Origin of the sequence: Paenibacillus lautus NBRC 15380, from assembly GCF_004000945.1 — a bacterium.
GTDB classification, from domain to species: domain Bacteria; phylum Bacillota; class Bacilli; order Paenibacillales; family Paenibacillaceae; genus Paenibacillus_AQ; species Paenibacillus_AQ lautus.
Genome location: NZ_BIMF01000005.1, coordinates 315,053 through 340,922 on the forward strand (window position 1 = coordinate 315,053; position 25,870 = coordinate 340,922).

29 protein-coding genes are annotated in these 25,870 nt (G+C 48.5%); all 29 read right to left on the reverse strand.

Annotation, left to right across the window (positions count from 1 at the left end; all coding sequences use genetic code 11):
• Nucleotides 1-10 precede the first annotated feature (10 nt).
• The 29 genes from flhB to sucD all read right to left on the reverse strand — a co-directional run bounded on the left by flhB (nt 11) and on the right by sucD (nt 25,860).
• A complete protein-coding gene (flhB, locus tag PLA01S_RS12615) occupies nt 11-1,099 on the reverse strand; it encodes a flagellar biosynthesis protein FlhB (protein WP_127592547.1) in 1,089 nt (362 codons plus the stop codon).
• Between the two features lie 20 nt (nt 1,100-1,119).
• Entirely contained in the window at nt 1,120-1,908 is a 789-nt protein-coding gene (gene fliR / locus PLA01S_RS12620) for a flagellar biosynthetic protein FliR (RefSeq protein ID WP_127592512.1), read from the reverse strand.
• Between the two features lie 11 nt (nt 1,909-1,919).
• Complete coding sequence (gene fliQ, locus PLA01S_RS12625; RefSeq protein ID WP_100538064.1) at nt 1,920-2,189, reverse strand: flagellar biosynthesis protein FliQ; 270 nt, start codon at nt 2,187-2,189, stop codon at nt 1,920-1,922.
• 39 nt (nt 2,190-2,228) lie between these two features.
• Complete coding sequence (gene fliP / locus PLA01S_RS12630; protein ID WP_127592513.1) at nt 2,229-2,981, reverse strand: flagellar type III secretion system pore protein FliP; 753 nt, start codon at nt 2,979-2,981, stop codon at nt 2,229-2,231.
• A complete protein-coding gene (locus PLA01S_RS12635) occupies nt 2,978-3,502 on the reverse strand; it encodes a FliO/MopB family protein (RefSeq protein ID WP_100538066.1) in 525 nt (174 codons plus the stop codon). Before PLA01S_RS12635 ends, fliP begins: the two co-directional genes overlap by 4 nt.
• A gap of 11 nt (nt 3,503-3,513) precedes the next feature.
• Complete coding sequence (locus PLA01S_RS12640) at nt 3,514-3,879, reverse strand: response regulator (protein ID WP_006211317.1); 366 nt, start codon at nt 3,877-3,879, stop codon at nt 3,514-3,516.
• Nucleotides 3,880-3,908: 29 nt separating this feature from the next.
• On the reverse strand, nt 3,909-5,168 hold the full coding sequence (fliY, locus tag PLA01S_RS12645; protein WP_127592514.1) for a flagellar motor switch phosphatase FliY: 1,260 nt from the start codon (nt 5,166-5,168) through the stop codon (nt 3,909-3,911).
• Nucleotides 5,158-6,156 (reverse strand): flagellar motor switch protein FliM, encoded by a 999-nt coding sequence (gene fliM, locus PLA01S_RS12650; RefSeq protein WP_127592515.1) that lies wholly within the window; start codon nt 6,154-6,156, stop codon nt 5,158-5,160. Before fliM ends, fliY begins: the two co-directional genes overlap by 11 nt.
• A 35-nt stretch (nt 6,157-6,191) precedes the next feature.
• Nucleotides 6,192-6,656, reverse strand: a complete 465-nt coding sequence (locus PLA01S_RS12655; RefSeq protein ID WP_127592516.1) for a flagellar basal body-associated FliL family protein — start codon at nt 6,654-6,656, stop codon at nt 6,192-6,194.
• On the reverse strand, nt 6,653-6,877 hold the full coding sequence (locus tag PLA01S_RS12660) for a flagellar FlbD family protein (RefSeq protein WP_009594749.1): 225 nt from the start codon (nt 6,875-6,877) through the stop codon (nt 6,653-6,655). The genes PLA01S_RS12655 and PLA01S_RS12660 overlap by 4 nt, the downstream gene beginning before the upstream one ends.
• Nucleotides 6,878-6,928: 51 nt before the next feature.
• Complete coding sequence (locus PLA01S_RS12665) at nt 6,929-7,753, reverse strand: flagellar hook-basal body complex protein (protein WP_127592517.1); 825 nt, start codon at nt 7,751-7,753, stop codon at nt 6,929-6,931.
• 74 nt (nt 7,754-7,827) lie between these two features.
• Nucleotides 7,828-8,217, reverse strand: a complete 390-nt coding sequence (locus PLA01S_RS12670) for a TIGR02530 family flagellar biosynthesis protein (protein ID WP_127592518.1) — start codon at nt 8,215-8,217, stop codon at nt 7,828-7,830.
• Nucleotides 8,214-8,807, reverse strand: coding sequence for a flagellar hook capping FlgD N-terminal domain-containing protein (locus PLA01S_RS12675; protein WP_127592519.1), 594 nt, complete (start codon nt 8,805-8,807; stop codon nt 8,214-8,216). Before PLA01S_RS12675 ends, PLA01S_RS12670 begins: the two co-directional genes overlap by 4 nt.
• A gap of 20 nt (nt 8,808-8,827) precedes the next feature.
• On the reverse strand, nt 8,828-10,171 hold the full coding sequence (locus tag PLA01S_RS12680) for a flagellar hook-length control protein FliK (RefSeq protein ID WP_127592520.1): 1,344 nt from the start codon (nt 10,169-10,171) through the stop codon (nt 8,828-8,830).
• A gap of 47 nt (nt 10,172-10,218) precedes the next feature.
• The gene (locus tag PLA01S_RS12685) at nt 10,219-11,151 is read right to left on the reverse strand and encodes a MotE family protein (RefSeq protein WP_164817415.1); all 933 of its coding nucleotides are present in this window, start codon (nt 11,149-11,151) and stop codon (nt 10,219-10,221) included.
• 39 nt (nt 11,152-11,190) lie between these two features.
• Entirely contained in the window at nt 11,191-11,634 is a 444-nt protein-coding gene (gene fliJ / locus PLA01S_RS12690) for a flagellar export protein FliJ (protein ID WP_100538075.1), read from the reverse strand.
• Nucleotides 11,635-11,643: 9 nt separating this feature from the next.
• On the reverse strand, nt 11,644-12,963 hold the full coding sequence (fliI, locus tag PLA01S_RS12695; protein WP_127592522.1) for a flagellar protein export ATPase FliI: 1,320 nt from the start codon (nt 12,961-12,963) through the stop codon (nt 11,644-11,646).
• Nucleotides 12,947-13,801, reverse strand: coding sequence for a FliH/SctL family protein (locus PLA01S_RS12700; protein WP_127592523.1), 855 nt, complete (start codon nt 13,799-13,801; stop codon nt 12,947-12,949). Before PLA01S_RS12700 ends, fliI begins: the two co-directional genes overlap by 17 nt.
• Entirely contained in the window at nt 13,794-14,810 is a 1,017-nt protein-coding gene (gene fliG / locus PLA01S_RS12705; RefSeq protein WP_100539452.1) for a flagellar motor switch protein FliG, read from the reverse strand. Before fliG ends, PLA01S_RS12700 begins: the two co-directional genes overlap by 8 nt.
• A gap of 11 nt (nt 14,811-14,821) precedes the next feature.
• Nucleotides 14,822-16,402, reverse strand: coding sequence for a flagellar basal-body MS-ring/collar protein FliF (gene fliF / locus PLA01S_RS12710; RefSeq protein ID WP_127592524.1), 1,581 nt, complete (start codon nt 16,400-16,402; stop codon nt 14,822-14,824).
• A gap of 34 nt (nt 16,403-16,436) precedes the next feature.
• Complete coding sequence (gene fliE, locus PLA01S_RS12715; RefSeq protein ID WP_009594713.1) at nt 16,437-16,745, reverse strand: flagellar hook-basal body complex protein FliE; 309 nt, start codon at nt 16,743-16,745, stop codon at nt 16,437-16,439.
• A 44-nt stretch (nt 16,746-16,789) separates the two neighbouring features.
• On the reverse strand, nt 16,790-17,239 hold the full coding sequence (gene flgC / locus PLA01S_RS12720; RefSeq protein WP_100538079.1) for a flagellar basal body rod protein FlgC: 450 nt from the start codon (nt 17,237-17,239) through the stop codon (nt 16,790-16,792).
• A gap of 5 nt (nt 17,240-17,244) precedes the next feature.
• Nucleotides 17,245-17,652, reverse strand: coding sequence for a flagellar basal body rod protein FlgB (gene flgB / locus PLA01S_RS12725; protein WP_127592525.1), 408 nt, complete (start codon nt 17,650-17,652; stop codon nt 17,245-17,247).
• Between the two features lie 458 nt (nt 17,653-18,110).
• The gene (gene hslU / locus PLA01S_RS12730) at nt 18,111-19,517 is read right to left on the reverse strand and encodes an ATP-dependent protease ATPase subunit HslU (RefSeq protein WP_127592526.1); all 1,407 of its coding nucleotides are present in this window, start codon (nt 19,515-19,517) and stop codon (nt 18,111-18,113) included.
• Between the two features lie 49 nt (nt 19,518-19,566).
• Nucleotides 19,567-20,109 (reverse strand): ATP-dependent protease subunit HslV, encoded by a 543-nt coding sequence (gene hslV / locus PLA01S_RS12735; protein ID WP_006211334.1) that lies wholly within the window; start codon nt 20,107-20,109, stop codon nt 19,567-19,569.
• Nucleotides 20,110-20,138: 29 nt separating this feature from the next.
• Complete coding sequence (gene trmFO / locus PLA01S_RS12740; RefSeq protein WP_371860413.1) at nt 20,139-21,473, reverse strand: FADH(2)-oxidizing methylenetetrahydrofolate--tRNA-(uracil(54)-C(5))-methyltransferase TrmFO; 1,335 nt, start codon at nt 21,471-21,473, stop codon at nt 20,139-20,141.
• 15 nt (nt 21,474-21,488) lie between these two features.
• Nucleotides 21,489-23,588, reverse strand: a complete 2,100-nt coding sequence (gene topA, locus PLA01S_RS12745; RefSeq protein ID WP_127592528.1) for a type I DNA topoisomerase — start codon at nt 23,586-23,588, stop codon at nt 21,489-21,491.
• Nucleotides 23,589-23,624: 36 nt separating this feature from the next.
• Nucleotides 23,625-24,800, reverse strand: a complete 1,176-nt coding sequence (dprA, locus tag PLA01S_RS12750) for a DNA-processing protein DprA (protein WP_127592529.1) — start codon at nt 24,798-24,800, stop codon at nt 23,625-23,627.
• Nucleotides 24,801-24,930: 130 nt separating this feature from the next.
• Nucleotides 24,931-25,860, reverse strand: a complete 930-nt coding sequence (gene sucD / locus PLA01S_RS12755) for a succinate--CoA ligase subunit alpha (RefSeq protein WP_071220478.1) — start codon at nt 25,858-25,860, stop codon at nt 24,931-24,933.
• Nucleotides 25,861-25,870 lie beyond the last annotated feature (10 nt).

The following is a 25,870-nucleotide window of genomic DNA, read 5'->3' on the forward strand; positions in this document are numbered from 1 at the left end:
CGGTCCCTAATTATTTCACTTTACCTTTTAGTTTATATACATAGGCCAGCACTTCCGCTACGGCCTGGAACAGGTCTCCCGGAATCGAATCCCCGATTTCCGACCGTTGGTACAAAGCGCGTGCCAGCGGCTTGTTTTCCATCGTTATAATTCCGTGTTCCTTCGCTATTTCTTTAATCCGCAAGGCCATGAAATCCTGACCCTTCGCAATGATCTGCGGTGCTTCCATCATGGACCCGTCATATTTGATCGCCACTGCAAAGTGGGTCGGGTTCGTGATGATAACGTCGGCATTCGGGACTTCCTGCATCATCCGCTGAAGTGCCATCCGACGCTGGCGTTCCCTGATCTTTCCTTTGATCAGCGGATCGCCCTCCATCTTCTTGTACTCGTCTTTGATGTCCTGTTTGGACATTCGAATGTTTTTTTCGTAATCATATTTCTGATACATGTAATCCAAAACGGCCAGAATGATCAGCCCGATGGCAATCTTGAAACCCAGTGACATGGTAATATCGGACACGAAATGAAAAATGGTGTCAGGTCCCATCGTCGACAAGGACGATAATCCTTCCCTGGCAGCCCACAATGTGGTGTACACGAGGTAACCGATGATGGTCAGTTTAATGACCGATTTCAAAAACTCGACCAACGAACGCATCGAGAATATGTTCTTGAACCCCTTGATGGGATCGATTTTGCTGAACTGCATTTTCAGCGTCTCGCCGGTTAACATAAAACCGACCTGCAAATAATTAGCGACCAGCGCTATAACGAAAATCGAAATGAACAAAGGCGCCAGCAGAAGCAAGATTTGTACACCATACTCCCCGAACAACTGCATCACATTGTTTTTCGTTACGTCCATGGAGAGCCGATTAATATAAACGTCGGTAAATAGTCGAACGGTGCGGTCTCTCATATAACCGCCGAAAATCAACAAGCAAAAGAATGCGGCCAGCAAAACCGATGCACCCGATACCTCCATACTTTTGGCAACTTGGCCTTTCTTACGTGTATCCTGGCGTTTCTTCGGCGTGGCTTTCTCCGTCTTTTCGCCAGCGAACAGCTGTAAGTCGACCGGATACCGGTATGACATCCGCTTCACCTCCATCCTCCTTAAGTCGGCTCGTCGCCAAGAACGCCGAGCAGCTGCCGGAGCGCTTCAAACATTTTGGCAAACAGATGATCAAATAGTGACACCAGCATCGGCATGAGCAGCATCAGCAGCACGAGTCCAACGATGATTTTGACGATAATCCCGATCACAAACACATTGAACTGCGGTGCCGTCCTTGCCAGAAATCCAAGCCCGACATCCGTCAGGAACAGGGCTGCTACCAGCGGAGCCGCCATTTGAAGTGCCAGTACAAAAGAGTGCGAGAATGTCCGGACGAGAAAATCCGTCACATTGCCGTCATGGATCTTCCCAAACACATCACCCGTGATCGGAATCCAATCATAGCTGTACATAATCGCATCGAGCAGATAATGGTGACCATTCATGCTCAGGAATACCAATAGAGCGAGATAATACTTGAAGTTGCCGATTAATGGGGTGGAAGCCCCTGTAAAAGGATCGATGACATTTGCCATGCTGAACCCGATCTGAATGTCAATTAACGCTCCTGCCGTTTGGACGACGGCCATAAAAAGATAAGCAGTGAAACCAAGCAGCAGTCCCACTAATACTTCCTGGACAATTAATATGACGTAAGACAGATCTTGCGGAACCGTTTCTCCGAGCCCGAACGAAAAATATACGATCAGGGCGATGATGGCCGAAAGGCCTATTTTGTAAGAAGGAGGTATACCGCGTGAAGTGAACACTGGCGATATTACAAAAAAAGCTGTTATTCGACAAAAAATAAGCATGAAAACAGGTAAACTTTGCTGCAACCATTCCATGGACACTCAGCCTATCCGATATATTTGTAGAGATTGTCCAAAATACCGTGGGTAAAATCCACTAACGTCGTTAATATCCAAGGACCAAACAGCAGTAATGCTATAAGAACGATTATAATTTTTGGTACGAAAGCCAGCGTCTGTTCCTGGATTTGTGTTGTCGCTTGAAAAATACTGATGATAAGTCCGACAACCAATGCGAGAACCAGCATCGGTGCGCTCACCTGGAGCACAATATAAACCGCTTGTCCTGCCAGACCGATAATAAATTCAGCGCTCACGGCGAGTCCCCCTGTATTCGAATTACTTGCCGCTTATTGCTACGTGTTAAAGCTCATCAGCATGGATTTCACTACCAGATACCAGCCGTCTACCAAAACGAAGAGTAAAATCTTGAATGGCAGCGAGATCATGACCGGCGGCAGCATCATCATACCCATCGCCATCAGCACGCTGGCGACCACGATATCGATGACCAGAAACGGAATGAATATCATAAAGCCCATTTGGAAGCCCGTCTTCAGCTCACTAATGGCAAATGCCGGTACCAAAACCGTTAATGGAATATCCTCGTAAGATTCGGGTTTCTCTGCGCCTGTGTAATTCATGAACAACAATAGATCCTTTTCCCGCGTGTGCGCGAACATGAACTTCTTCATTGGATCTTGAGCCTTATCCAGCGCTTCCGCTTGGGTAATCTCACCTTTAAGATAGGGCTGCAGCGCTACATCATTTATCGACGACAACGTTGGAGCCATTACGAATAAGGTAAGGAACAGAGCCAGGCCGATCAACACTTGGTTTGGCGGTGTTTGCTGTGTGCCGAGCGAAGTACGGACAAAGCCAAGCACGATAACAATCCTTGTAAAACTCGTCATCAGCACTAGGATCGCCGGTGCAATGCTAAGAATGGTGATCAGGAGTATCAAGGACAAGGAGCTTGTCCCCGGTGTGTCTCCCTCATTGCCGATTTGAATATCGATGTTTGGAATCGGATCCGCAAATGCCGTATGGGTAAACAGAAATCCAAACAATATGAAAATCGCGATAGCGTACGAGATCTTTTTATTCATGAATCTTTATGATCCTCCCGCAGCAATTCTTCGACCTTTTCTTTCCGGTTCGGTACGCTGCGCAGCTTGGATTCGAACACTTCATGGAAAGAAGATGTATCGTCCAATTCCATTTCTTCCGGTGGTTTACCTTTACGGAGTTTTGCCGCCAGTTTCGTTACAAAAGGCGGCAGTGCCCCATTATGTATTCCAGAATCCTGTTCAAATGCAGCTTGGATAAGCGCAACTTCAGCTGGATCAGAAATTTTGTCCACCAACCGGACGTCTTCGCCAACTCCGATCACATAGATACTGCCCCCAATTTCGACGAGCTGAAGGGATTTGTTAGGGCCCATCCCAACCGCACCCAAAGTACGAATGGAGCGGCCCTGCATCCAGCTCTGATTCTTTCTGCTGAGAAAGCGAATCAGGAACACGATCAACGCAACGATGATGGCAAGTACGATAAAGACATAAAACAACTGTAAATAATACCCGGTAGTACTACTTGAGCCTAATCCATCAGAAGCTGCCATCATCATAAGAAGAATCCTTATACGCCAAGCGTCTTATTGATGGCTTCAATGACTCTGTCCGATTGGAACGGTTTAACGATAAAGTCCTTGGCTCCAGCCTGGATCGCATCAATCACCATCGCTTGCTGGCCCATGGCAGAGCACATAATCACTTTTGCGTTTGCATCGACTTTTTTAATCTCTTTCAGCGCAGCGATACCATCCATTTCCGGCATCGTAATATCCATCGTAATCAGATCTGGACGAAGTTCTTTAAATTTCTCGATTGCTTGCGCACCGTCCTGTGCCTCTCCCACAACCTCGAATCCGTTCTTGACCAATATGTCACGGATCATCATTCTCATAAATGCAGCATCGTCCACAATCAGAATTCGGTTAGCCATTGATAAAAATCCTCCCTAAAATGTTTGTGCTATTGTAATTTTTGAATCCGGTCCCATTGGCTTACGATATCCGTCACGCGTACACCAAAGTTCTCATCGATGACAACGACCTCGCCTTTGGCGATTAGTTTATGGTTGACAAGGATGTCTACAGGCTCACCGGCCAGCTTGTCCAGCTCGATGATCGAACCTTGCGACATTTCCAGGATATCCTTAATTTGCTTTTGAGTCCTCCCTAATTCTACGGTGACTTTAAGGGGAATGTCCATCAGTAAGTTCAGATTGTTTTCATCCACCTGGGTGTAAGGCGCCGATTGCAGATTCGCGAACTGTACGGGCTGTACATTCACATTACGATTCGGCATGCCGCCATACTGTTGCGGCTGCGCTTGGTAAGGCATCTGGGGCTGTCCATATGGCATGGATTGCGGGATCGGTCCTCCCTGTCCTTGCACTGGCTGGTGGTAGCCTTGTCCGTAGTCGTATCCTTGGCCCATATCATTGCCATTAACAGGGTTAGCCGGTGCTTGAGCCGGTTCCTGGGTATTAACAGGTGCTTCCACTGCCGGGGCGGCTTCCTGCTTCGCGGGCTGCGGCTCTTCGGTTCCGTTGATCAGCATGTGAACCATATCCTTGGAAAAATGAACGGGAAGCAGCTGCATAATGGTTGAATCAATAAGGTCACCGATAATTAACCGGAATGAAATCTTAATCAGTGTTTCATCCTGCGGAAGGTTGTTGACTCCTTCACCATTCGCCATGTTCAGAATGTCGATGCCTGGCGGCGAGATATTGACAAATCGGTTAAAAATCGTCGACATGCTCGTTGCCGAAGAGCCCATCATCTGGTTCATCGCTTCCTGAACGGCACTGATATGAATCTCGTTTAGTTCCTCTTCCACGGGGTTGCCTTCCCCGCCTAACATCAGATCGGCAATGACCTGAGCATCACGTGTTTTAATAACTAGAGAGTTGATTCCTTCAAATCCATCCACATAAGTAACATGTACCGCTACATGCGGCTTCGGAAATTCTTCCTCAAACTCGCTTCGCTTAATGATCGAGACTTTCGGTGTCGTGATATCCACTTTTTTGCCCAGCAAGGTAGACAGAGCGGTTGCAGCACTGCCAAAGGTAATGTTACCAATCTCACCAAGCGCATCCTGCTCTAGAGGTGTTAATACATCATCGACAGTCGCCGCCGAAGGAATTGATGCTGGTGATGCCATTTCCGACTGTTTTAACAAAGCGTCGATTTCTTCCTGGGATAAATAGTCTTTACTCGTCAAATTCTTCAGCTCCTTCGATGACAATTTCATCGATTTGTACAGCAACCCGGTCTTTTATCGTTCCGGGACTGCCAATAAACTTTAATCTGTCCCCAACCTTAATGGAAAGTCCATCATGCATCGGCTTGTTTAATGAGATGACGTCACCGACACTCAGTCCTAAAAATTCGGACACGGTAAGCTGGGAAACGCCAAGCTCCGCAACAATCGGAAGTTTGGCTTTACTTACACGCTGCTTAAGAGCATCTACTTCCTCTGGAACACTCGCTTTTTTCTCCGAGATAAACCATTGATGCGCGGATAGCTTGGACATAATCGGTTCCAGCACCACATGCGGGATACACAGATTAATCATCCCCGTGGTATCGCCGATTTTGGTGCTAAGGGAAATTAGCGCAATGGTTTCGTTTGGAGAAACGATCTGCATAAATTGCGGATTCGTCTCCAATGCTTCAAGGCGCGGCGATATGTCGAGCACCGTTTTCCATGCTTCCTGCAGACTATCGAATGCCCGGCTGAAAATGCGCTCCATGATGATCGTCTCGATTTCGGTCATCGAGCTGATTGAAGAAGGAGCAATGCCCGTTCCTCCCAGCAAACGGTCCAGCATCGCGTAAGCAATGTTCGGATGGACCTCGAGCACCATGCGCCCGACAAGCGGTTCCGCCTCGAATATATTAAGAACTGTCATTTTGGGTATGGATCGAATAAATTCATCATATGGAAGCTGTTCAACCTGCACCACGCTGATTTGCACAAAAGTACGTAATTGTGCTGAGAAATAAGTGGTCAAATATCGTGCAAAGTTCTCGTGAATGCGGGTCAAGCTCCGAATATGATCCTTGGAAAACCGGAGTGCCCTCTTAAAATCATAAGAACGAATTTTCTTTTGCGTTTCCTCTTTTTTCAGTTCTTCAGCATCCATTTCCCCTGAAGAGAGAGCGGCCAATAAGGCATCGATCTCATTCTGCGATAAAACATCAACCATCTACTCACCCCCTTACAGGTCGTCCGACGAACAGTCTAGATTTCTGTGACGATAACATCTGTCATTTCAATTTGAATTAAACGTCCAGACGTTAACGACTTATTAACCAGATTCACCAGCTTAGCGTTAAATTGTTCGCGCCCCTTCGAATCATTCAGTAATTCGGGCTTCGTATCGGCTAACGTCTTGATAATAATCGGTTTAATCTTGATATTCTTGATTTTTTCGAATTCTTCCTTTGCTTTTTTATCACTAAGCTGAAAAGCAAAGGACATCTGGGCGATATAGTTTGGATCGGCTAAATTCGTCTTGATCCCGTCGATTTCCGATGTCATCGCCACGATCTCATCGGCAGACAACTTGGGTAAAGCCGCCGCATTGGCTGAAGCCTGACTTTTACCGTTATCGCCAAGCAGCTTGTCCGACAACAGGAATATAGCCAGAACAATCAACGTAATAGACAACAGGATCGTAACTAACCAGGGGAGCATCTTTTTCATGAAGGTTCCTCCAATTGCTGCACTTTAATGGTAGCTTGATGAATGCCTACCTCGTGATGATACGCCTTAACGGAAGCGATGATTTCATTTGCACTTTCAAGCACAATCATGCGTTTTCCATTAATCAATGTAATGTAGGTGTCAGGAGTCTCCTCAACCATTTCTATCAACAGCGCGTTAAGCCACAACTGCGAACCATTTAACCTCGTTACCGATATCATGGACAGCCTCCTTGTTTAATCAGGGAGGGGATTGCCCCTCCCTATCCATCCTTATCGTTTCAGATTGACAACTTCTTGAAGTACTTCGTCCGAAGTCGTGATAATCCGGGAGTTGGCTTGGAAGCCGCGCTGAGCGACAATCATTTCCGAAAATTCGCCTGTCAGGTCAACGTTGGACATTTCGAGCTGGCCAGCAATAATCGCACCAGTCCCTTCTTCAGCGTTGTTCCCTTCAAACATAACGGCATCCAGATCGCCATCAGGGACTGCATTAAGCGTCACGCGATACATATTGCCGCCGATTTTCTCCAGACCTTCCGGATTCGGAATTTTCGCAACGCCGATGATGGCTCCCTCTTCCGTTGATCCGTCACTCATCTTCTGAACGATGGCGCCATTCTGCGCTATCGTGAATGCCGTTACATCATCGTCCAACTGGATAGGTTCACCAGTCGCATCGAGAACGAGCATACCGTCCGAAGTTACCAAATTACGCGCTACGTCTACATGGAAGTCGCCTGCACGGGTCAAGAAAGGCACATCTTGATCCTCGCTAAGCTTCACCATGAAAAATCCGTCTCCGTCAATTCTCAGGTCCGTCGGATTATTGGTCATCATCGCGCTGCCTGGTGTATGCAAAGTATCGACCGATCCGATCGATACACCAAGACCGATCTGCTTCGCGTTTACACCACCGGATGGATCGTCGGTTCCCGGCGTAACACCGGACATCGTTTGACTTAGTACGTCTTTAAACATCACTCTTCCCGCTTTAAACCCAACCGTGTTTACGTTGGCAATGTTATTACCAATGACATCAAGCTTGGTTTGGAAACCTCTCATTCCGGAAATACCGGAATACATGGATCTTAACATCGATTTTCCTCCTTCTGTTATGGACCGCTTCTGTCGATCAGCGGCCGCCTGGCTTCCTCACGGGCCAGCCAGATTTACGAAATAATAACTGCACTATCAATTTGCGTAAACACGTTATCCTTCATCGCGTTGCCATCCATTGCAGTGACCACGGTCCGATTCGGAATATTCACAATGAGAGCCATATCCTTCATCAGAATGAGTGATTCCTTGCTTCCCTTCGCAGCAGCTTTGTCCACAGCGCTCTGAATCTGCGCAAGCTGATCACTCTTTAATTCAATGCCGCGCTGCTGGAGTCTCTTCGCCGCATGATTGCTGATTTTTAGAAGATTCTCATTTAAAAGTTCCTGGAACGTCCCGGCGGGTGGATTCGTCTGAGCTTGTGCTGTTTTTCGTTCATTATGAAGTGCTGCGGGATGTATCTTCCCAGGGTATAAATGCCCTATCATCATACGGTCACTCATGACGCTGTTCCCCCAGGCTCTTCTACCCCTAGTCCGGAATCTCCGGTCTCAGGAGCTGTCGGTTCGGGATTGCCTGTTTCGGGTACGGAAGGATCCGGATTGGTTGTGTCAGGTACGGCAGGGCCGGAATTCAATACTTCTGGATCATTCTCAGCTACCGAGTTCTCGATTTTCACGATCTGGTCAAGCGATACTTCACTGTCACCGACTTTGGCATAATGGACGCCTTCACGAACCATGATGGAATCTACAATACCGCTCTTCATGACCGACTCCGAACCATCCTCCGGCTTGAACATCCAGCTGATCTGTTTACCGATCAAACTTGAAGCTGCACCCAGAGACTGACTCATCGCTGTTAATTGAGTGTTGATATTCATCAGCTGCTCCAGGGAAGTAAACTGGGCCATTTGGGCAATAAACTCCCGGTCCTGCATTGGCTGAAGCGGATCCTGATGCCTTAATTGCGTAATCAGGATGCTCAAGAACTGATCTTTTCCAAGCTCCTGGCCGTTTCCGCTTTTACTGCTGACATTCCCTTTAGCATAATTGGGCCACATATTATTCGTAGATACCGGATTAGTTGCCATCCAAGCTCACCTCCTCACTGTTAGGCTTTTGCGGTAAATGTTCCTGCTTGCATCCGTTCATCGTCGGCTTGATGCTCAGCAATCCAATCGTTTAATTCTTCTGTCAAATTTGCTGCCAGCACGGCATCATCGGATGGTCTGTCCTTCTCCTTTGAGCGATGCTGTGACTGCTGCTGGCCTGATCCAGGCTGACGGCCATCTTGATAAAGATTCGCATTGGAAGGCTGGCTGCTCTGTGTAACTTCAATTTTCTCGACCTGCAGTCCCTGTGCAATCAATGCGCTTCGAAGCTGTGCCATTTGCTGGTCAATCAGCTCTTTAGCATCCGTCGACCTTGTCATGAACTGGGCGATTAATTGGCCATTCTGCATCGTAAGTTTGATATCTACTTGACCTAGATGTTCCGGATTCAAGGAGATTCTCGCTTCCGTAAAACCGGTTTGTTTCACGATTTCGAGCTTATTAATAATGAAGGAAGTCATTTCGCTTGCGAAATTCTCAACAGGCACCGGCGGAGCTGCAGGTTTTACTGCAACTTGCGTTCCCGAACGCAGGGCAAGCTGACCGGCAGTGACCGTTCCTTGCTCCAACAGCGAATCTCCTTCGTTAATCACGAACTCGGATGCTGTACCATCAACTTGGGTACTTGTTGTCAGTGATGACCACTTGGCATTTGCTTGACCCGTTGATTGAGATGAAGCCGACTGTCCCGAGGTATTCGTGGATACGTTAGGCTGAACGGCATCCGGCTGCTTTTGGGTTAGGATGTTATCAAAACTGCCGCTTGTTTTACTCTCCCCGGTCCCTGTTCCTTGACCAAGCAGGCTATGGAAAGATTGGACAAGCTGTTTGACTGCAGCTTCGGTATTCAAATCCACCTGACTCGATTTGGATAACATCGACGCCAGCTGGCTGATCGTATCCTGTACCGCAAATCGAATGGTCTCAGGTCTGGAAGCCAATGGAGACATCGCATTCCCATCCGTGTTTTCTTGTGCTTGGGGAGCAGCTCCGCTCAACATAAGATTCGCTTGCGACAGCCAGTTCTGCAGCTCTTGCAATAGGGATGGATCCTCCATTAATGCCTCGTCCATGGTGTCCAGTTCCTGCAGCAAACCTTGAAGCAATTCCATCAAGCCTTCAAGCGATCCATCGGTTTCCGAAGAATACTGCGTTAGCAAGGATTCCAGCTTGGCAGCGACTTCCGTCGAAGTTGTTGAAGCGTTGTTCCCGCTGCTGCTCATCTGGTATGCCAGTGTCGCATCAAAGGAAACACCTACTGTCGTTTGACCCGCCGCGCTTGTCTTTCCGCTTCCCGAGGGAGTGCTTACGGATGAAGACATGTTTTGTACCGTTATTGTCATCGTCTTATTTCACCTCCTTTCCTGAGGATGGAGATTCATTTCAGAGCTTATTTAGAGCCCATCAGGCGATTCAATATCTTTGCTGCCAGCTCCGCATCTTTTGAAGACATCGCATTTAAAATACGTGAACGAGTAGCATCATCCACTGTATTCAGAATGGTCATGGTCTTAGCGGGGCTGATCTTATACGTCTGCATCAGCAGTTCGGCAGCGTTGGCAGGTGTCATTCCGGCAAAGGTCTGATTCAACTGGTTTTTATCCAGATTGTCGGATGTCTTCTTCTGCGCCGCTTCCGTTTCGTTCTTCTTGAGCCTGGATTGCAAAGCCGCGATGGCCATATCTTCAGAAGTCTCAGCATCTTTAAGCATCATGGTTGCGTCCGCGGCCGTTTTCGGATCCATTTTCTGCAAAATGGCAACCCGGTTGCTGCTCTTCATCTGGCTAAGCATAAGCACCATTTCTTCCAGCGTAAGGTTTTGCATAATCGGTGCGGCTTTGCTTGGACTCATGTCGGCGTAAAGCTTGGACAGTTCACGAATCTGCTTGGTATACGCGTCCTCCTCTTCGGTCTCACCGCTTGTCGATGTGCTTTGCATCGAATCAATTTGGGTTTCCAGCTCTTTCACCTTGTTTTCCTGCGCCGCTTTTTGCTCCGTTACTTCATTTAATGTTTCTTCGCGTTCCGCAAGCTGCTTCTTGAGTTCAACAATCGTTGCTTCCGCGCTTTCTTCCTGCTGCTTCGCTTCTTTGAGTTTCTGCTCTTCCGGGGTCAGCACCGGATCCGGGACCCAGTTCTTGACGACCGGAATTTTATTGGCTACATCGATTAGTCCATCCCGCACATCGGCTCTAAAAAATACGGCAAGCGCCCCGAGCAGAACGATCGTAAATATAGCAGGTACCAAAATCAACAGTATCCGTTCAAATCCTCCGCCTGATTCTTCCTTATCAAGCGGCATGTCTTTTCGTGCCACTCTCATTCCTCCTTCGCGGTCATAACCCTTCAGTGTTTGCAAACCTTATCGGGCTTTGATCGCAAAACGTACCGTCGCCATTTCGTCCAGCTCGTTTTGTTCCCGAAGGAGACTTTCATGCCGGAACTTTTCTTGGGATTTGTCTCTTGCTTTCAGCCACACTTTTTCGTCAAGCATCTTGTCTGACAATACCTTTTGTTTTTTCGTTACATTGACATGAGCGATCCTTATGTCATCCCGCTTCCGCTCAATGCATTCTTCCAAGTGCTCTGCATATACCTGAATGTTTCGGATCTCAGCGACCGGCACGCACCGCGATGCCGCCTCCTGCTGAGCATGATACATTTGATCCCGCATCTCATACAGCTCATTCAGACTTTTCTCTTCCGCCTGCAGCTTCCCGATGGCACTTGACAGCATCCATTCGGCTTGCGTTTTCTCGTTGCTCTTCAGGTCTACGATTTTCTGGAATGCATAATGAAATTTCATTCTTCAAAGTCATCTCCTTGAAAACTCGGAAATCAAACGTTCCTGAACCTCATTCAATGTTGTCTTCTCATTCACTTTTTGCTTCGTAAAATCCCATATTCGCCCGATATATTCAATCGACTCATCGATATCGGCATTCGAGCCCTGTTGATATGCCCCAATATTAATCAAATCCTCCGAGTCCTTATATATCGCCATCAGTCGCTTTACGTTCTCGGAAGCATCGATTTGTTCCTCTGGAGAAATATCTTTCATCACCCGGCTAATGCTAGCCAGCACATCGATAGCCGGAAAATGCCCTTTGTTTGCGATATTTCGGTTTAGAACGATATGACCATCGAGTATCCCCCTGACCGCATCCGCGATCGGTTCATTCATATCGTCACCGTCTACCAGCACCGTATAAAAAGCTGTAATCGAGCCCGTTGGCCCTGTGCCTGCGCGTTCCAGAAGCTTCGGCAGACTAGCAAAAACAGACGGAGTATAACCGCGCATGGCCGGCGGTTCTCCTACGGCAAGCCCTACTTCTCGCTGCGCCATCGCATAGCGGGTAACAGAATCCATCATCAGCATCACATTCAGGCCGCGATCCCGGAAATACTCAGCGATCGTTGTAGCGATCAAGGCCCCCTTAATACGGATGAGTGCCGGTTGATCCGAGGTCGCTACAATCACGACGGACCGCTTTAACCCTTCGGGACCCAAGTCCCGTTCAATGAAGTCCAGCACCTCTCGTCCACGTTCCCCGATCAAGGCAATGACATTGACATCGGCAGAAGTGTTTCGGGCAATCATTCCCATCAGGGTACTCTTACCGACACCGGATCCGGCGAATATACCGACCCGCTGGCCTTTGCCGATGGAGAGCAATCCGTCAATCGCGCGGACGCCGATGCTGATCGGCTCCTGAACCCTCGGCCTATTTAGCGGGTTCTGAGGAACATTATGGGTTGAATAATGCGGCATACGCGCCGGAATGATAGAGCCGTCCAGCGGTTGTCCCAATCCGTCCAGCACTTTGCCAAGCAGTTCCGAACCTACCTGCACGCTCAACGGTTTGCCGGTCCCGACTACGTCACAGCCGGGACCAATGGAGTGAAGCTCACCGAGAGGCATCAGCAACACTTTGTTGTCTCTGAAACCCACGACTTCCGCCTTGAGCGGCTTGGACTGCTTCGTGGGATAGATATAACAAACATCGCCGATGCTCGCATCCGGTCCCTCGGACTCCACCATCAGTCCGATAACCTGTGTAACTTTGCCGTTGATGCGAACGGGGTCCAGATGTTTCAGATGATCCATGTACCGTGCGCTATTCAGCTTCTTCATCTTGATTTCTCCGTTCCTCGTCATCAAGAGCGAACCGCACCAGTTCTTTTTTGATCTCAGATAGCTGTGTATCGATGCGGGCGTCCACGCTTCCGAAGGAAGACCGGATCACGCAGCCGTGATCCTTAACCGTGGAATCCGGCAAAATTTGAAGTTCCGCCTGAGAATCGATCGATAATCCGAGCTCTTCCCGTGCCGCGTATACAAATTCGAATTGTTCAGGAGCAACGCAGAGGGAGATGACTCCTTTTTCCCGTTTGCGTGCCAGATTCTTTCGAATCAGCTCCAGCGTGAAATCAGGTTCAATCGTAAGCTGACGATCCAGTACTTTCTCCGCTATGCTGCAGCTGAGCTCCACCAAAAACGGCTCCGCTTCCTGAATCAAATCATCTTTCGCTTGATGGGCCAGTTGAAGCAATTCACTCGCTTGTAATGTCGCTTGCTCCATCAGTTCCTTCATCTCAAGTTCTGCCTTGGTCGAGCCCTCGGCGTACCCTTGGTTAAATCCTTCCATCTTCAGCGTTTCGGACAAATCCTCGTCCTGAAGCCTTCTTTCGGTCCACCACGCTTCAATCTGCTGCTGTGCTTCAGTCAACAGCCGCTCCGCCTCTTCCGAAGCCTCACGGATTTGTCGTTCGGCAAACTCCTGAGCATCCTTCAGCATCTCATGCTTTAAGCGTTCAGCTTCAGCCAGCGTCTGTACGACGGCCGGCTCGGCAATCGGCGGAGTATATTCCTCTACCGTTTCCTGGGTCGGTGAAGCGTAACGACGAGCAAGATCCAACTCTTTCAACACATCCATCGGTTTATAGTGGGACGATTTGATCAAGTTAGACAATGATGTCATCTCCTCCGCCACGGGCAATAATGACCTCGCCCGCTTCTTCGAGTCTTCGGATCGTGCTTACAATCCGAGTCTGAGCTTCCTCTACATCACGCAGCCGCACCGGTCCCATGTATTCCATTTCTTCGCGGAAGGTTTCGGCCATACGCTTGGACATGTTGCGGAAAATGACATCCCGTACCTCTTCGCTTGCCACCTTGAGTGCAAGCTGTAAATCGGCGTTCTCGACATCGCGGATAATACGCTGTATCGAACGGTTGTCCACGTTGACGATATCTTCGAATACGAACATCCGCTTCTTGATTTCTTCAGCGAGCTCGGGATCCTGGATTTCCAGGGAGTCGAGGATCGTTCGTTCCGTTCCGCGGTCCACACCGTTCAGAATTTGAACGATGGATTCAATGCCACCCGCACTGGTGTAATCCTGGGTAACCGTCGCCGACAGCTTCTGTTCCAGCACGCGCTCCACCTGGGCAATGACTTCTGGTGAAGTACTGTCCATGACTGCAACCCTACGAGCTACTTCGGCCTGCTTCTCTTGCGGAAGCGAAGATAGGATCGCGGATGCCTGCTCGTATTGAAGATATGACAAGACGAGTGCAATGGTCTGCGCATTTTCGTTCTGGATAAAGTTCAGAATTTGGCTTGGGTCCGCTTTGCGGGCAAAGTCAAACGGTCTTACTTGAAGCGTTGCCGTCAGTCTGTTGATCACTTCCATCGCTTTTTGCTGTCCAAGCGCCTTCTCCAAAATCTCTTTAGCGTAATTAATACCGCCTTGGGAGATGTATTCCTGGGCCAGACAAATTTGATGGAATTCCTGAATAATGCTATCTTTCTCATCACTGTCGACTTTGCGAACATTCGCAATCTCCAGCGTTAATTGTTCAATTTCTTCATCTCGAAGATGCTTAAATATTTGAGCAGACACTTCCGGGCCAAGTGTAATGAGCAGTATAGCCGCTTTTTGACGTCCGCTTAACAGTTGGTTATTTCCCTTAGCCAATGCTTCCACCTCTATTCCTCAGCTAGCCATGTGCGAAGTAAATTCACGAATTCATCTGGCTTCTTCTTCGCCAAGGTTTCGAGCTGCTTACGAACCTGGCTTTCATTGGTTATACTTTCGAGATTAATCGATGGGAATTCCGTAACCGGCGGAAGTTGAATGTCATCTTCAAATTCTTCCTGCTGCTGTCTGCGTCTGCGGATTATGAAATAGGTTCCTCCAGCAATTAACGCCAACGCAGCGATACCAATTCCCCATAATACAGGCTGTGAAAATACGGTTTTCGGGTTTTCATCCGCATTTACATTAAATACCTGTGAAATAACCGAAACTTTTTTGGACAAATCAGCGTCTGTATAAGTAGAGCCTGTATCCGAGAGCGATGCTCGTACGATATTAACCAGAATGTTCTGTATTGCCGTTCTTGTTGCGTCATCCAAAGTTTGTTGTCCGGCAGGTGGTTCAACCGAGACATTAATGGTTAAATCTTTAACAGTATATGGACTAGCTATGATATCCTTCGTAATCCGGTTAACTTCATAGTTAACGGTTTTGGAGAGCTCTTCCGAGTTCGTTTCCCCGCTTCCAGAATCGCTTGGATATCCCGGAACAGCTTCTTCGCCTACACCGGCCACTCCGCCGGTTGGACTACTGGTTCCCGAATAGTTCTTCTGGATCTCCTGAACACTGAGCTCAATCCCCTTCATTTCTTCTTCATCAACAGGGGTTACGATGTTTTCCTTGCTTTGCACCTGATCAAAGTTCAGTTTGGAAGCAACCAGAACATTGACTTTATTCGATCCCATGTATTGCGAGAGGAACTGCTGAACATTTTGCCTAACGTCGCTTTCGAATTTTTTCTGAAGCGCGAAGTTTTCTTCCACCTTACCAATCAATCCGCCTTGACCGCCTTTAGCTGTTGCGAGCAGCTCGACTTCGTCATTGGTGATTGTAATGTTCTCAACCGGTAAGTTCGGAATGGCCGTCTTCACGAGGTTGTAATACCCGTCAATGACTTCTTGATTAGGACGATAGCCCGGTTTGAATTGCACAACTACAGAAGCGCTGGCTTGATCTTCGTTTCCGTTTTTTGCAAATACACTTTCTTTAGGCAGATTTAATAATACCGTTGCATCTTGAACGCCCTGCATCTTCTCAAGCAGTCGTTCTACTTCGCCATTCAGTGCATTTACATATTTCACTTCGAATTCGTTATCTGTCATCCCGATGGCTGATGCGTTCTTCTCGAAGGTTTCGAATCCGATCGTACCATTCTGTACAAGTCCTTGAGACCCTACATCAATCTGGACTTTAGCTGCGCTCGTACTCGGAACCAGGATGCTTCTGCCATCCTCGCTCAGCTTGTAGGAAATCCCTTGGGTCTCCAGGTGGCTGATGATTCCTGCGGCGTCGCTGGAATTTAGATCCCGGAATGCTACTTCGTACTTCGTCTTAGAGAACTGCATCGTTAGTACGATTAGAGCAATCAAAACAAATGCTATTGTAGCGATTAACATTATTTTTTGTTTGTTGCTGAATTGGTTCCAATACTGGGTCATTCTCTCCCGATACTGGGTAATTCTCTCGTTCACATTGTCACCCCATCCGAAACTTTGCTAGAAACATTTAGATTTGCGTGCGCATGATCTCTTGATAGGCTTCTACCACTTTGTTTCGGACCTGTGTTGTGAGCTGAATGCTCAACAGAGCCTGTTGGGCGGATATCATCGCCTGATCTACGTTTACTTGTCCAATCATTAATTTATCGCTCATGACATGTGCATTTTGCTCCTGTGCTGCCACAGAGTTCAGTGCTTCATTCAGGTAAGAGCCAAAATCGCGAATCGATTCGGATGGAGTCGCTCCATTTTTCACTTGCTCCTGCATTTGAAGCGGCTGTACGCCCTGAACACTGAACATTGCATTTTGAATCATCTCTCTCTCCTCCTACAATATGGGCTTATGTATTTACCGCTGTGCTATCTACCGATCTCCAACGCCTTCATAATCATCGCTTTCGAAGCATTTATCGCAGTAACGTTAGCTTCGTAAGAACGGGTAGCTGCCAGCATATCCACCATTTCCTTCGTAATGTCCACGTTAGGCATAAAGACATAGCCTTCCGCATTCGCATCCGGATGTGTAGGGTTATATACCTGTTTCAGCGGGGTTTGATCTTCCCGCACCTGCGCAACCTTTACCCCTTGTCCCACATTCTGACCATTCATCTGAGCTCTGAGAAGCCCTTCAAATGATTCCTGCTGCGGCTGTAACACAACCGTTTTACGGCGATACGGGACGGCTTGGCCGTTCTCGATCCGTGCGCGAGTGGTTTCCGCATTGGCTATGTTGGAGGAGATGACATCCATTCGAAGCCGTTGTGCTGTTAGAGCTGATGCATTAATACCGAAGCTATTGCTAATATTCATGAACCCTATCTCCCTTCAATAGCTGTACGCATCATTCGAATCTGCTCATTTACAGCTTGTATGTATGAATTATAACGGAGCTGATTCTCTGCAAGCAGCGACATTTCTCTGTCTGCATCGACATTATTCTGGTTGTTATTCATGGAACTGCTGCCATCCTTCATGACCGAAGCCTCAGGAATCCCCCCGGTTGGACCAATGACAAAATGCCGGGGATCCGTTCTTCTGCCCTGAAGCGACAATTGGGCCCCATCCATTTCTTTTTTCAGAAGACTCTCAAAGGATACCTCGGATCTCTTAAAATGAGGAGTATCCACGTTGGCGATATTGTTTGCAATCACATTGTTTCTGAGATTCGCTGCATCCAAACCGCTTTGAAGCCGTTGAAAAGAACTATTGTTCAACAGATTCACTAGCTCATTCCTCCTGACTGGACTTTGCAGAAAGGTATTCCACTCTTCCTAGCTAAATCCTCTTTTTTCGACAAATCATATAATCCGTATGAACTAACCTAGGTCTTAAGTAGAAAAAGACAACATGATGTCACATAAACTAAGTTTCTTAAAGATTGGGACTTTTTACAATAAGAAAAAAGCCCTATCTTTTACCAAAAAGAAGGGCTTTGTGTTCATTTTTATCCGGTTTTTTTCTATATTATTGCAAATCGTACCACTAAATCTGTAAAATTTAAGCGATTTTTCCCGAAGGGTAGGTCCTGCTACGACCCATAAAATTCACAAAAAATTACGAAATCCGTCCCGATTCCTTCCAACATGCGAAAGCGCTTCGACAACTTGCTGCGAGGATCGGGATGAATATCGACAATTATTTCCTTTCGCATACCCGGCAGATAGACCTATATGAAATGCAACTACAGGATATACTGACTCAAGTCCCGGTCCTGGGCGATACCGGCGAGTTTCTCACGGACATACTGCGGCGTGATCACCATGCGGTCCAGCGTCAACTCAGGCGCTTCAAATGATAAGTCTTCGAGGAGTTTCTCCAATATCGTATGAAGTCTCCGCGCGCCTATATTCTCCGTGTTCTGGTTAACCGAAGCGGCAATTTGGGCGATCTCCCGTATAGCTTCTGGGGAAAACTCAACCTCAAGATCTTCAGTACGCAGCAGATTGACGTATTGCTTGGTCAGCGCATTTTTCGGCTCAGTCAAAATGGATACAAAATCGTCGAGTGACAAGCTGCTGAGCTCCACCCGAATCGGAAAACGCCCCTGAAGCTCGGGAATCAAATCCGATGGCTTCGCAATATGAAAAGCACCTGCAGCGATGAAGAGGACAAAGTCCGTTTTTACCGGCCCGTATTTGGTCATAATGGTTGAGCCTTCCACGATAGGCAAAATATCGCGCTGCACGCCTTCTCTGGACACATCGGGACCCGATTGACGGCCCTGGCTGGCAACCTTGTCGATCTCGTCGATAAAGATAATGCCGGATTGCTCTGCCCGACGAATGGACTCCTGAATGACATCATCCATATCGATGAGCTTGCCCGCTTCCTCTTGCGTCAGCACTTTCCTGGCTTCCTTGACGGACAGCTTGCGGCGCTTTGTGCGCTTCGGCATCAGATTACCGAACATTTCCTGCATGTTCATACCCATTTGATCATTGCCCTGCCCCGCAAACATATCAAACATGTTCGGAGCAGCATCCTCAACATCAATCTCAATCGTTTCGTCTTCAAGCTTACCGGACAGCAGGTTAAAGCGTACCTGTCTCCGTTTCTCTTTGAGACTAACGTCCTTATCGTCCGCATCCTCATCTTCGGCCTGGGTATCGTTACTAGCACCGCCAAACAGCATCTCAAAGGGATTTCGCTGGCTCTTCTGGCCTTTGGTTGAAGGCGCCAACAGCTGAACGATCCGCTCGTTCGCCATTTCCTCGGCTTTGTCCTTTACCTTCTCGGTACGTTCCAGCTTCACCATCCGGATCGCGGTTTCCACCAGATCCCGGACCATGGATTCCACATCACGGCCGACATATCCAACCTCGGTAAACTTTGTCGCCTCGACCTTGACGAACGGTGCATGGACCAGCTTGGCAAGCCTTCTCGCAATCTCCGTTTTGCCGACGCCGGTAGGACCGATCATCAGAATGTTCTTCGGTACGATTTCATCCCGCTCGTCATCCGTAAGCAAACTCCGACGATAGCGGTTCCGAAGTGCTACAGCGACCGATTTTTTAGCGTCCTTTTGGCCTACGATGTATTTATCCAGCTCGGATACAATCTGTCTTGGCGTCATCGATTCTTTACTCATCGCGAATACCTCCACCCCTGATATGGCTATTTGTTGCTGTATGGCATCCTTACAGCTCTTCGACAATAATATTGCTGTTGGTATAGACACACACCTCAGAAGCGATCTGAAGCGCTTCTCTGGCTATGTCTTTCGCTTCCATATGTCCGGCATGACGCTTAAGCGCCCGACCTGCCGACAAGGCAAAATTGCCGCCTGACCCAATGGCCAGCACATCATCATCGGGCTCGATGATTTCGCCGCCGCCTGAAATCAGCAGCATCCCTGTTTTATCCATAACAATCATCAAAGCTTCAAGTTTGCGAAGCACGCGGTCTTGACGCCAGTCCTTCGCGAGCTCAACAGCGGCACGCTGCAGGTTGCCATGGTGCTCTTCCAGCTTGCCTTCGAATTTCTCAAATAACGTGATTGCATCCGCCACAGAACCGGCAAAACCGGCGACAACTTGTCCCCGGTAAAGACGGCGCACTTTCTTGGCGGTCTGCTTCATCACTACACTTTCACCAAATGTAACTTGGCCATCGCCGGCAATAGCTGCTGTGCCATTATGCCGTACTGCGCAAATCGTAGTGGCGTGAAAAGTCATTTCCATGATGGCAAGACCTCCCTAAGAAAATAAGATTAGATTGTATTTAGTTCGTTAGCATTAATAAATACTCGCACTCCGTCAAGAGCTCGGCTCGCATGTGCTTCATTTTTTTCCTTTTTGTTGCGAATGCGCTTCTCGAGACTTGGAAGAAGACCAAAGTTCGCATTCATCGGCTGGAAGTTATCGGGATCTGCATGGGTTATGTAGTAGGCCATACTCCCGATGGCTGATTCCTGAGGGAATACGATCCCTTCCTGCCCCTGAGCTGCTCTTGCTGCATTGATCCCTGCAATCAATCCGGATGCCGCTGATTCTACATAGCCTTCGACACCCGTCATTTGTCCCGCCAGATACAGATTAGGCCGTGTTTTCACCTGATAGGTTTGTTCCAGCAGTCTAGGCGAATTGACAAATGTATTGCGGTGCATGACGCCGTAACGCACAATTTCGGCGTTCTCGAGTCCCGGAATCATGGAAATGATCCGCTTCTGTTCGCCCCATTTCAAATGAGTCTGGAAACCGACAAGGTTGTAAAGCGTACCTGCCGCATTATCCTGACGGAGCTGCACCACAGCGTGCGGCAGCTTGCCTGTATGCGGGTTCACCAATCCAACAGGCTTCATCGGGCCAAACAAGGCGGTTTGTTTACCACGCTTCATCATGACCTCGATCGGCATGCAGCCTTCGAAATAAATCTCCTTCTCAAACTCTTTCAATTGAGCGACTTCGGCATTGATAAGAGCGTCATAGAAAGCGTCAAACTCTTCTTCCGTCATGGGACAATTTAGATAAGCCGCTTCGCCTTTATCATAACGGGATGCCAGATAGACCTTACTCATATCGATGGAATCCTTTTCCACGATTGGAGCAGCCGCATCGTAAAAATAGAAATAGTCCTCACCCATCAGCTCACGAATCTGTGATGACAATGCGGGCGAAGTCAGCGGCCCTGTGGCAATAACAACGATGCCTTCTTCAGGTATATGCTGAATTTCTTCATTTACAACCTCAATTAAAGGATGCTGATGCAGGGTTTCCGTAATTTCTCCCGAAAAACCGTCGCGGTCAACGGCCAATGCGCCCCCAGCCGGGACGGAATTGCGATCTGCCGAACCGATGACAAGCGAGTTCAGCATCCGCATCTCTTCCTTCAATACCCCGACTGCGTTGGTTAAACCGTTCGCCCGAAGCGAATTACTGCATACAAGCTCAGCGAACTTGTCCGTATGATGAGCCGGCGTCTTAACGACCGGCCGCATCTCATATAATGTAACGGGTACGCCGCGGCTAGCGATCTGCCAGGCAGCTTCACTGCCTGCAAGCCCTGCACCGATAACCGTAACCCTCTGTGAATCTGTCAACGTCATTACCCCCTGTATGCCTTACAAATCTGCTGCATCGTCCTGTTCCTCGACCATTTCGGAATAATCACAAGAAGTACATTGAAGCTTGATGCCTTGCTTGCTTTTCTTCTCTACCATTAAACTGCTGCAATTCGGACACGGCTTCGTTGATGGTTTATCCCATGATACGAAATCACATTCGGGATAACGATCACACCCAAAGAAGATGCGCCCCTTCTTGCTCCGGCGTTCCACCACATGGCCTTCCTTGCATTTCGGGCACGCCACGCCGATATCTTTCACGATCGGCTTGGTATTCCGGCAATCCGGGAAACCCGAGCAGGCAAGAAACTTGCCGAAACGGCCCAGCTTATACACCAACGGCTTACCGCATTTTTCGCAGATCTCATCGGAAACCTCATCTTCGATTTCGATTTCCTTCATTTCTTCCTCTGCTACTTCAAGGCGCTTTTCAAAGGATTCATAGAACTCTGCCAATACTTTGACCCAATCTTCGGAGCCCTCCTCCACATGGTCGAGGTCCTCTTCCATGTTCGCCGTAAACTCTACATTGAGAATTTCCGGGAAGAACTGCTCCATCTGTTCGATGACAAGTTCACCGAGCTCGGTTGGCATGAATTTTTTCTCTTCGATGGCAACGTAGCCTCTCTTCTGGATCGTCTCCAGCGTCGGTGCATACGTACTCGGACGCCCTATGCCGAGCTCCTCCAGCGTTCGGACAAGCCGTGCTTCCGTATAACGTGGAGGCGGCTGCGTGAAGTGCTGCTTCGGCTCAATATCCTGCTTCTCCAGAATGTCGCCACTGTGAAGCTCTGGTAGGTATTTGTCTTCCTCCGTCGTCCCATCGTCGTTTCCTTCAACATAGACTTTCATGAATCCAGGGAAACGAACCTTCGAACCGGTTGCGCGGAAGACAGTCTTACCAGCGGTGATATCAACAGAAAGCGTATCCAGCACAGCAGAAGACATCTGACTCGCCACAAAACGCTCCCAGACCAGTTTGTACAGGCGAAGCTGATCACGGCTCATAAACGGCTTCATGGATTCAGGATCCCGCAGCACCGAAGTAGGACGAATCGCTTCATGCGCATCCTGAGCGTTGGCTGCTTTTTTCGAGTATTGTCTCGGGCTCTCCGGAGCGAACGGATCACCATACTTCTCGGTGATATATTCTTTTGCTTCTTCTTGAGCCGTGCCTGAAATGCGTGTGGAATCCGTACGCATATAGGTAATCAAACCCACGGTGCCTTCCTTGCCAAGCTCGACGCCCTCGTACAGCTGCTGGGCAACGGACATGGTCTTGGCAGCACGGAAACCAAGTTTACGTGCTGCTTCCTGCTGCAAGGAGCTCGTCGTAAACGGTGGAGACGGGTGGCGCTGACGCTCGCGCTCTTTTACTTCGCCGACTTGGAAGGAAGCATCCCGAATCGCTTCGAGAATTTCATTCACTTCCTGTTCATTGGTCAGCTCCTTCTTCGCGCCGTTAAGCTGCGTGAATTTGGCTTCGAATGCGGATCCTTTAATGGCCAGCTTGGCCGTAATGGTCCAATATTCTTCCGGAACGAAAGCGCTTATCTCATTCTCGCGGTCGAGAATGATTTTGACGGCTACCGACTGAACGCGGCCGGCAGAAAGTCCCTTTTTTACTTTCTTCCATAGAATAGGGCTGATCTTATAACCAACCAAGCGGTCCAGGATACGTCTTGCCTGCTGCGCGTTAACCAAATCCATGTTAATTTTGCGAGGCGTCTTGAAGGCATCCTTCACGGCCGTTTTTGTTATTTCATTAAATACAACCCGCAGGCTTTGAGTATCATCCAGCTCCAACGCATGCGCAAGATGCCATGCAATGGCTTCCCCTTCGCGATCGGGGTCAGCTGCGAGGTACACTTTTTTCACCTTTTTGCTAGCATCCTTAAGTTCCTTTAAGACAGAACCTTTTCCGCGGATCGTAATGTATTTCGGATTGAAGTCGTTTTCCACTTCAACCCCGATCTGGCTCTTCGGCAAATCGCGAACATGACCCATCGAAGCCTTCACGATATACTTGCTGCCGAGATATTTGCCAATCGTTTTCGCCTTAGCAGGCGACTCTACGATGACGAGTGAATCCGCCACAGGTTCATCCTCCTCTCCAACATTCAAACTTTCCCATTAAATGATCTTATATATAGCACCGGGTAATTGGGTAATCTGCTTTTTTATGATTAAAGATAACAGAACTGAATGCAAATGTCCAAAATCCCACCGGGTTCGCTCGATCATCTCATCCAGCGACCCGGGACCCTGTTCGAGCATATGGTATATTTGTCGTTCGTCATTTGTCAACCCGGCTAGTACATCCGGTTGCTCCTGACAAGGGGCCTGCCGCTCCTTATTGTATGTATCCGAGGCCACTTTTGGCAACCAGGAATCATATTCTTCTATTATATCCCCAGCTTCCGTAACCATCTTGGCCCCTTGCTTGATCAAATCCAGGGTCCCTCTGCTCTTGGGTGAAGTGAGAGGTCCCGGAACGGAAAACACGTCCCTTCCCGCCTCCAAAGCTAAATCCGCCGTGATCAACGATCCGCTGCGGGCATCCGCCTCCACCACCACGGTACCTAGCGTGAGCCCCGCGATAATCCGGTTTCGCTGCGGGAAGAATCCCGGGAGCGCCTTGGTGCCGGGCGGGTATTCGGAAATGATAAGTCCCTTAGCCGCGATCTCTTCATAGAGCGATCGGTTCTCCGGTGGATATATAACGTCAATGCCGGCCCCAAGAACTGCCAATGTCGGTCCCCCGCTTCGCAAAGCCGTATCGTGGACAACGCTATCAATGCCTCTGGCCATGCCGCTGACAACCATGAACCCTGCCCTTGCCAACTCCTCAGATAACATCGTTGCAATCTTGCGCCCATATGCCGTAGGCATTCTTGTACCTACCATCGCAATTCCTGGCCTGGACAGCAGATGAGGATCGCCTATGCAATACAGCACCCAGGGTGCCTGTGGCGAAGATTTTAACGTGTCCGGGTAGATATCATCAAGGGCTGTTATAATACGTATTTTTGAACGGTTTGTCAAATTCCATACCCCGGCCTCATATTGTCGAAACCCGGCATGATCCGCACTCGACAGATCGACCTGCTTACTTTCGACAACGGAAGGAAAGTCTTTGACCAGCTTATTCGCTTTTTCGACAGGTAGACCACAGGCTCTCCAATCATTCGCATCATATGACAGCAGCCCCTCATGCAGCTCACCATTCGATATGATTCGGTTAATGGTCTTCCATCCGATACCTTCGCTTTCATGCAATGCAATCAGCAGTAAACTGTCCACCTTCATAACGGGACCTCCTTAAAATATAAAATCGAAAACAAAAAAGCAACCCTTCATTTCCTGTTTAGGAAATAAAAGGTTGCTTACCTCAAGTAAAAACCATTGACTTAGTCTAGTCATGCATCAGAATCTGATTCTAGTGAGTCGTGCAAGACTCCAAAAGACCTTTCTCCTCAAGCACACTAACCAGAGTTGAGCCCATTTCAGCAGGTGTAGGAGCTACCTTGATACCACAAGCTTCAAGTACAGAGATTTTCTCCTTGGCTGTTCCTTTACCGCCAGAAATAATCGCGCCTGCGTGGCCCATACGTTTTCCTGGAGGCGCCGTTGCGCCGCCAATGAAGCCTACCACTGGTTTGGTCATGTTCGCTTTGATCCATTCAGCCGCTTCTTCCTCCGCTGTACCGCCGATCTCACCGATCATAATAACCGCTTTGGTGTTAGGATCTTCATTAAAGAGTCTCAATACATCGATAAACTCCGTCCCTTTAACCGGGTCACCGCCAATTCCTACGGCGGAGGATTGTCCGATGCCGCGAGCCGTCAGCTGATGAACGGCTTCATAAGTCAGGGTACCGCTGCGCGATACAACGCCGACATGTCCTGGCGTGTGAATGTAACCAGGCATGATGCCGATTTTGCATTCGCCCGGTGTAATGACACCCGGACAGTTAGGTCCGATCAGACGCGTTTTCTTGCCTTCCATATAACGGGATACTTTCACCATATCCAGCACCGGAATGCCTTCCGTAATACAGATAACCAGATCCATCTCGGCATCAACGGCCTCCAGAATGGAATCGGCTGCAAAAGCCGGAGGCACATAAATTACGCTAGCGGTTGCGCCCGTTTTTGCTTTGGCTTCCTCAACGGTATTGTAAACCGGCAATTTGACGGTTTCGCCGTTCTCAAGCGTAATTTCGACTTCGGTTCCACCTTTGCCAGGGGAAGTTCCCCCGACCATCTGTGTACCGTAATCCAGGGCGCCTTTTGCATGGAAAAGGGCTGTTTTACCTGTAATCCCTTGCGTGATAACTTTTGTATTTTTATCGATCAAAATACTCACGATTGATTCA

Excerpts from the sequence above, each read along its gene's own strand:
- PLA01S_RS12670 (WP_127592518.1), bottom strand. The coding sequence starts at position 8,217 with ATGAGTGACCGTATGATGATAGGGCATTTATACCCTGGGAAGATACAT.
- trmFO (WP_371860413.1), bottom strand. The coding sequence starts at position 21,473 with ATGACGTTGACAGATTCACAGAGGGTTACGGTTATCGGTGCAGGGCTT.
- hslU (WP_127592526.1), bottom strand. The coding sequence starts at position 19,517 with ATGAGTAAAGAATCGATGACGCCAAGACAGATTGTATCCGAGCTGGAT.
- fliP (WP_127592513.1), bottom strand. The coding sequence starts at position 2,981 with ATGAATAAAAAGATCTCGTACGCTATCGCGATTTTCATATTGTTTGGA.
- PLA01S_RS12640 (WP_006211317.1), bottom strand. The coding sequence starts at position 3,879 with ATGGCTAACCGAATTCTGATTGTGGACGATGCTGCATTTATGAGAATG.
- PLA01S_RS12675 (WP_127592519.1), bottom strand. The coding sequence starts at position 8,807 with ATGGCAACTAATCCGGTATCTACGAATAATATGTGGCCCAATTATGCT.
- PLA01S_RS12660 (WP_009594749.1), bottom strand. The coding sequence starts at position 6,877 with ATGATATCGGTAACGAGGTTAAATGGTTCGCAGTTGTGGCTTAACGCG.
- fliE (WP_009594713.1), bottom strand. The coding sequence starts at position 16,745 with ATGATTCAAAATGCAATGTTCAGTGTTCAGGGCGTACAGCCGCTTCAA.
- fliM (WP_127592515.1), bottom strand. The coding sequence starts at position 6,156 with ATGGTTGATGTTTTATCGCAGAATGAGATCGATGCCTTATTGGCCGCT.
- fliR (WP_127592512.1), bottom strand. The coding sequence starts at position 1,908 with ATGGAATGGTTGCAGCAAAGTTTACCTGTTTTCATGCTTATTTTTTGT.
- PLA01S_RS12680 (WP_127592520.1), bottom strand. The coding sequence starts at position 10,171 with ATGACAATAACGGTACAAAACATGTCTTCATCCGTAAGCACTCCCTCG.
- PLA01S_RS12655 (WP_127592516.1), bottom strand. The coding sequence starts at position 6,656 with ATGAAAAAGATGCTCCCCTGGTTAGTTACGATCCTGTTGTCTATTACG.
- fliJ (WP_100538075.1), bottom strand. The coding sequence starts at position 11,634 with ATGAAATTTCATTATGCATTCCAGAAAATCGTAGACCTGAAGAGCAAC.
- dprA (WP_127592529.1), bottom strand. The coding sequence starts at position 24,800 with ATGAAGGTGGACAGTTTACTGCTGATTGCATTGCATGAAAGCGAAGGT.
- hslV (WP_006211334.1), bottom strand. The coding sequence starts at position 20,109 with ATGGAAATGACTTTTCACGCCACTACGATTTGCGCAGTACGGCATAAT.
- PLA01S_RS12685 (WP_164817415.1), bottom strand. The coding sequence starts at position 11,151 with ATGAGAGTGGCACGAAAAGACATGCCGCTTGATAAGGAAGAATCAGGC.
- flhB (WP_127592547.1), bottom strand. The coding sequence starts at position 1,099 with ATGTCATACCGGTATCCGGTCGACTTACAGCTGTTCGCTGGCGAAAAG.
- fliI (WP_127592522.1), bottom strand. The coding sequence starts at position 12,963 with ATGAAGAAGCTGAATAGCGCACGGTACATGGATCATCTGAAACATCTG.
- flgC (WP_100538079.1), bottom strand. The coding sequence starts at position 17,239 with ATGAATATTAGCAATAGCTTCGGTATTAATGCATCAGCTCTAACAGCA.
- PLA01S_RS12665 (WP_127592517.1), bottom strand. The coding sequence starts at position 7,753 with ATGTTAAGATCCATGTATTCCGGTATTTCCGGAATGAGAGGTTTCCAA.
- PLA01S_RS12635 (WP_100538066.1), bottom strand. The coding sequence starts at position 3,502 with ATGATGATGGCAGCTTCTGATGGATTAGGCTCAAGTAGTACTACCGGG.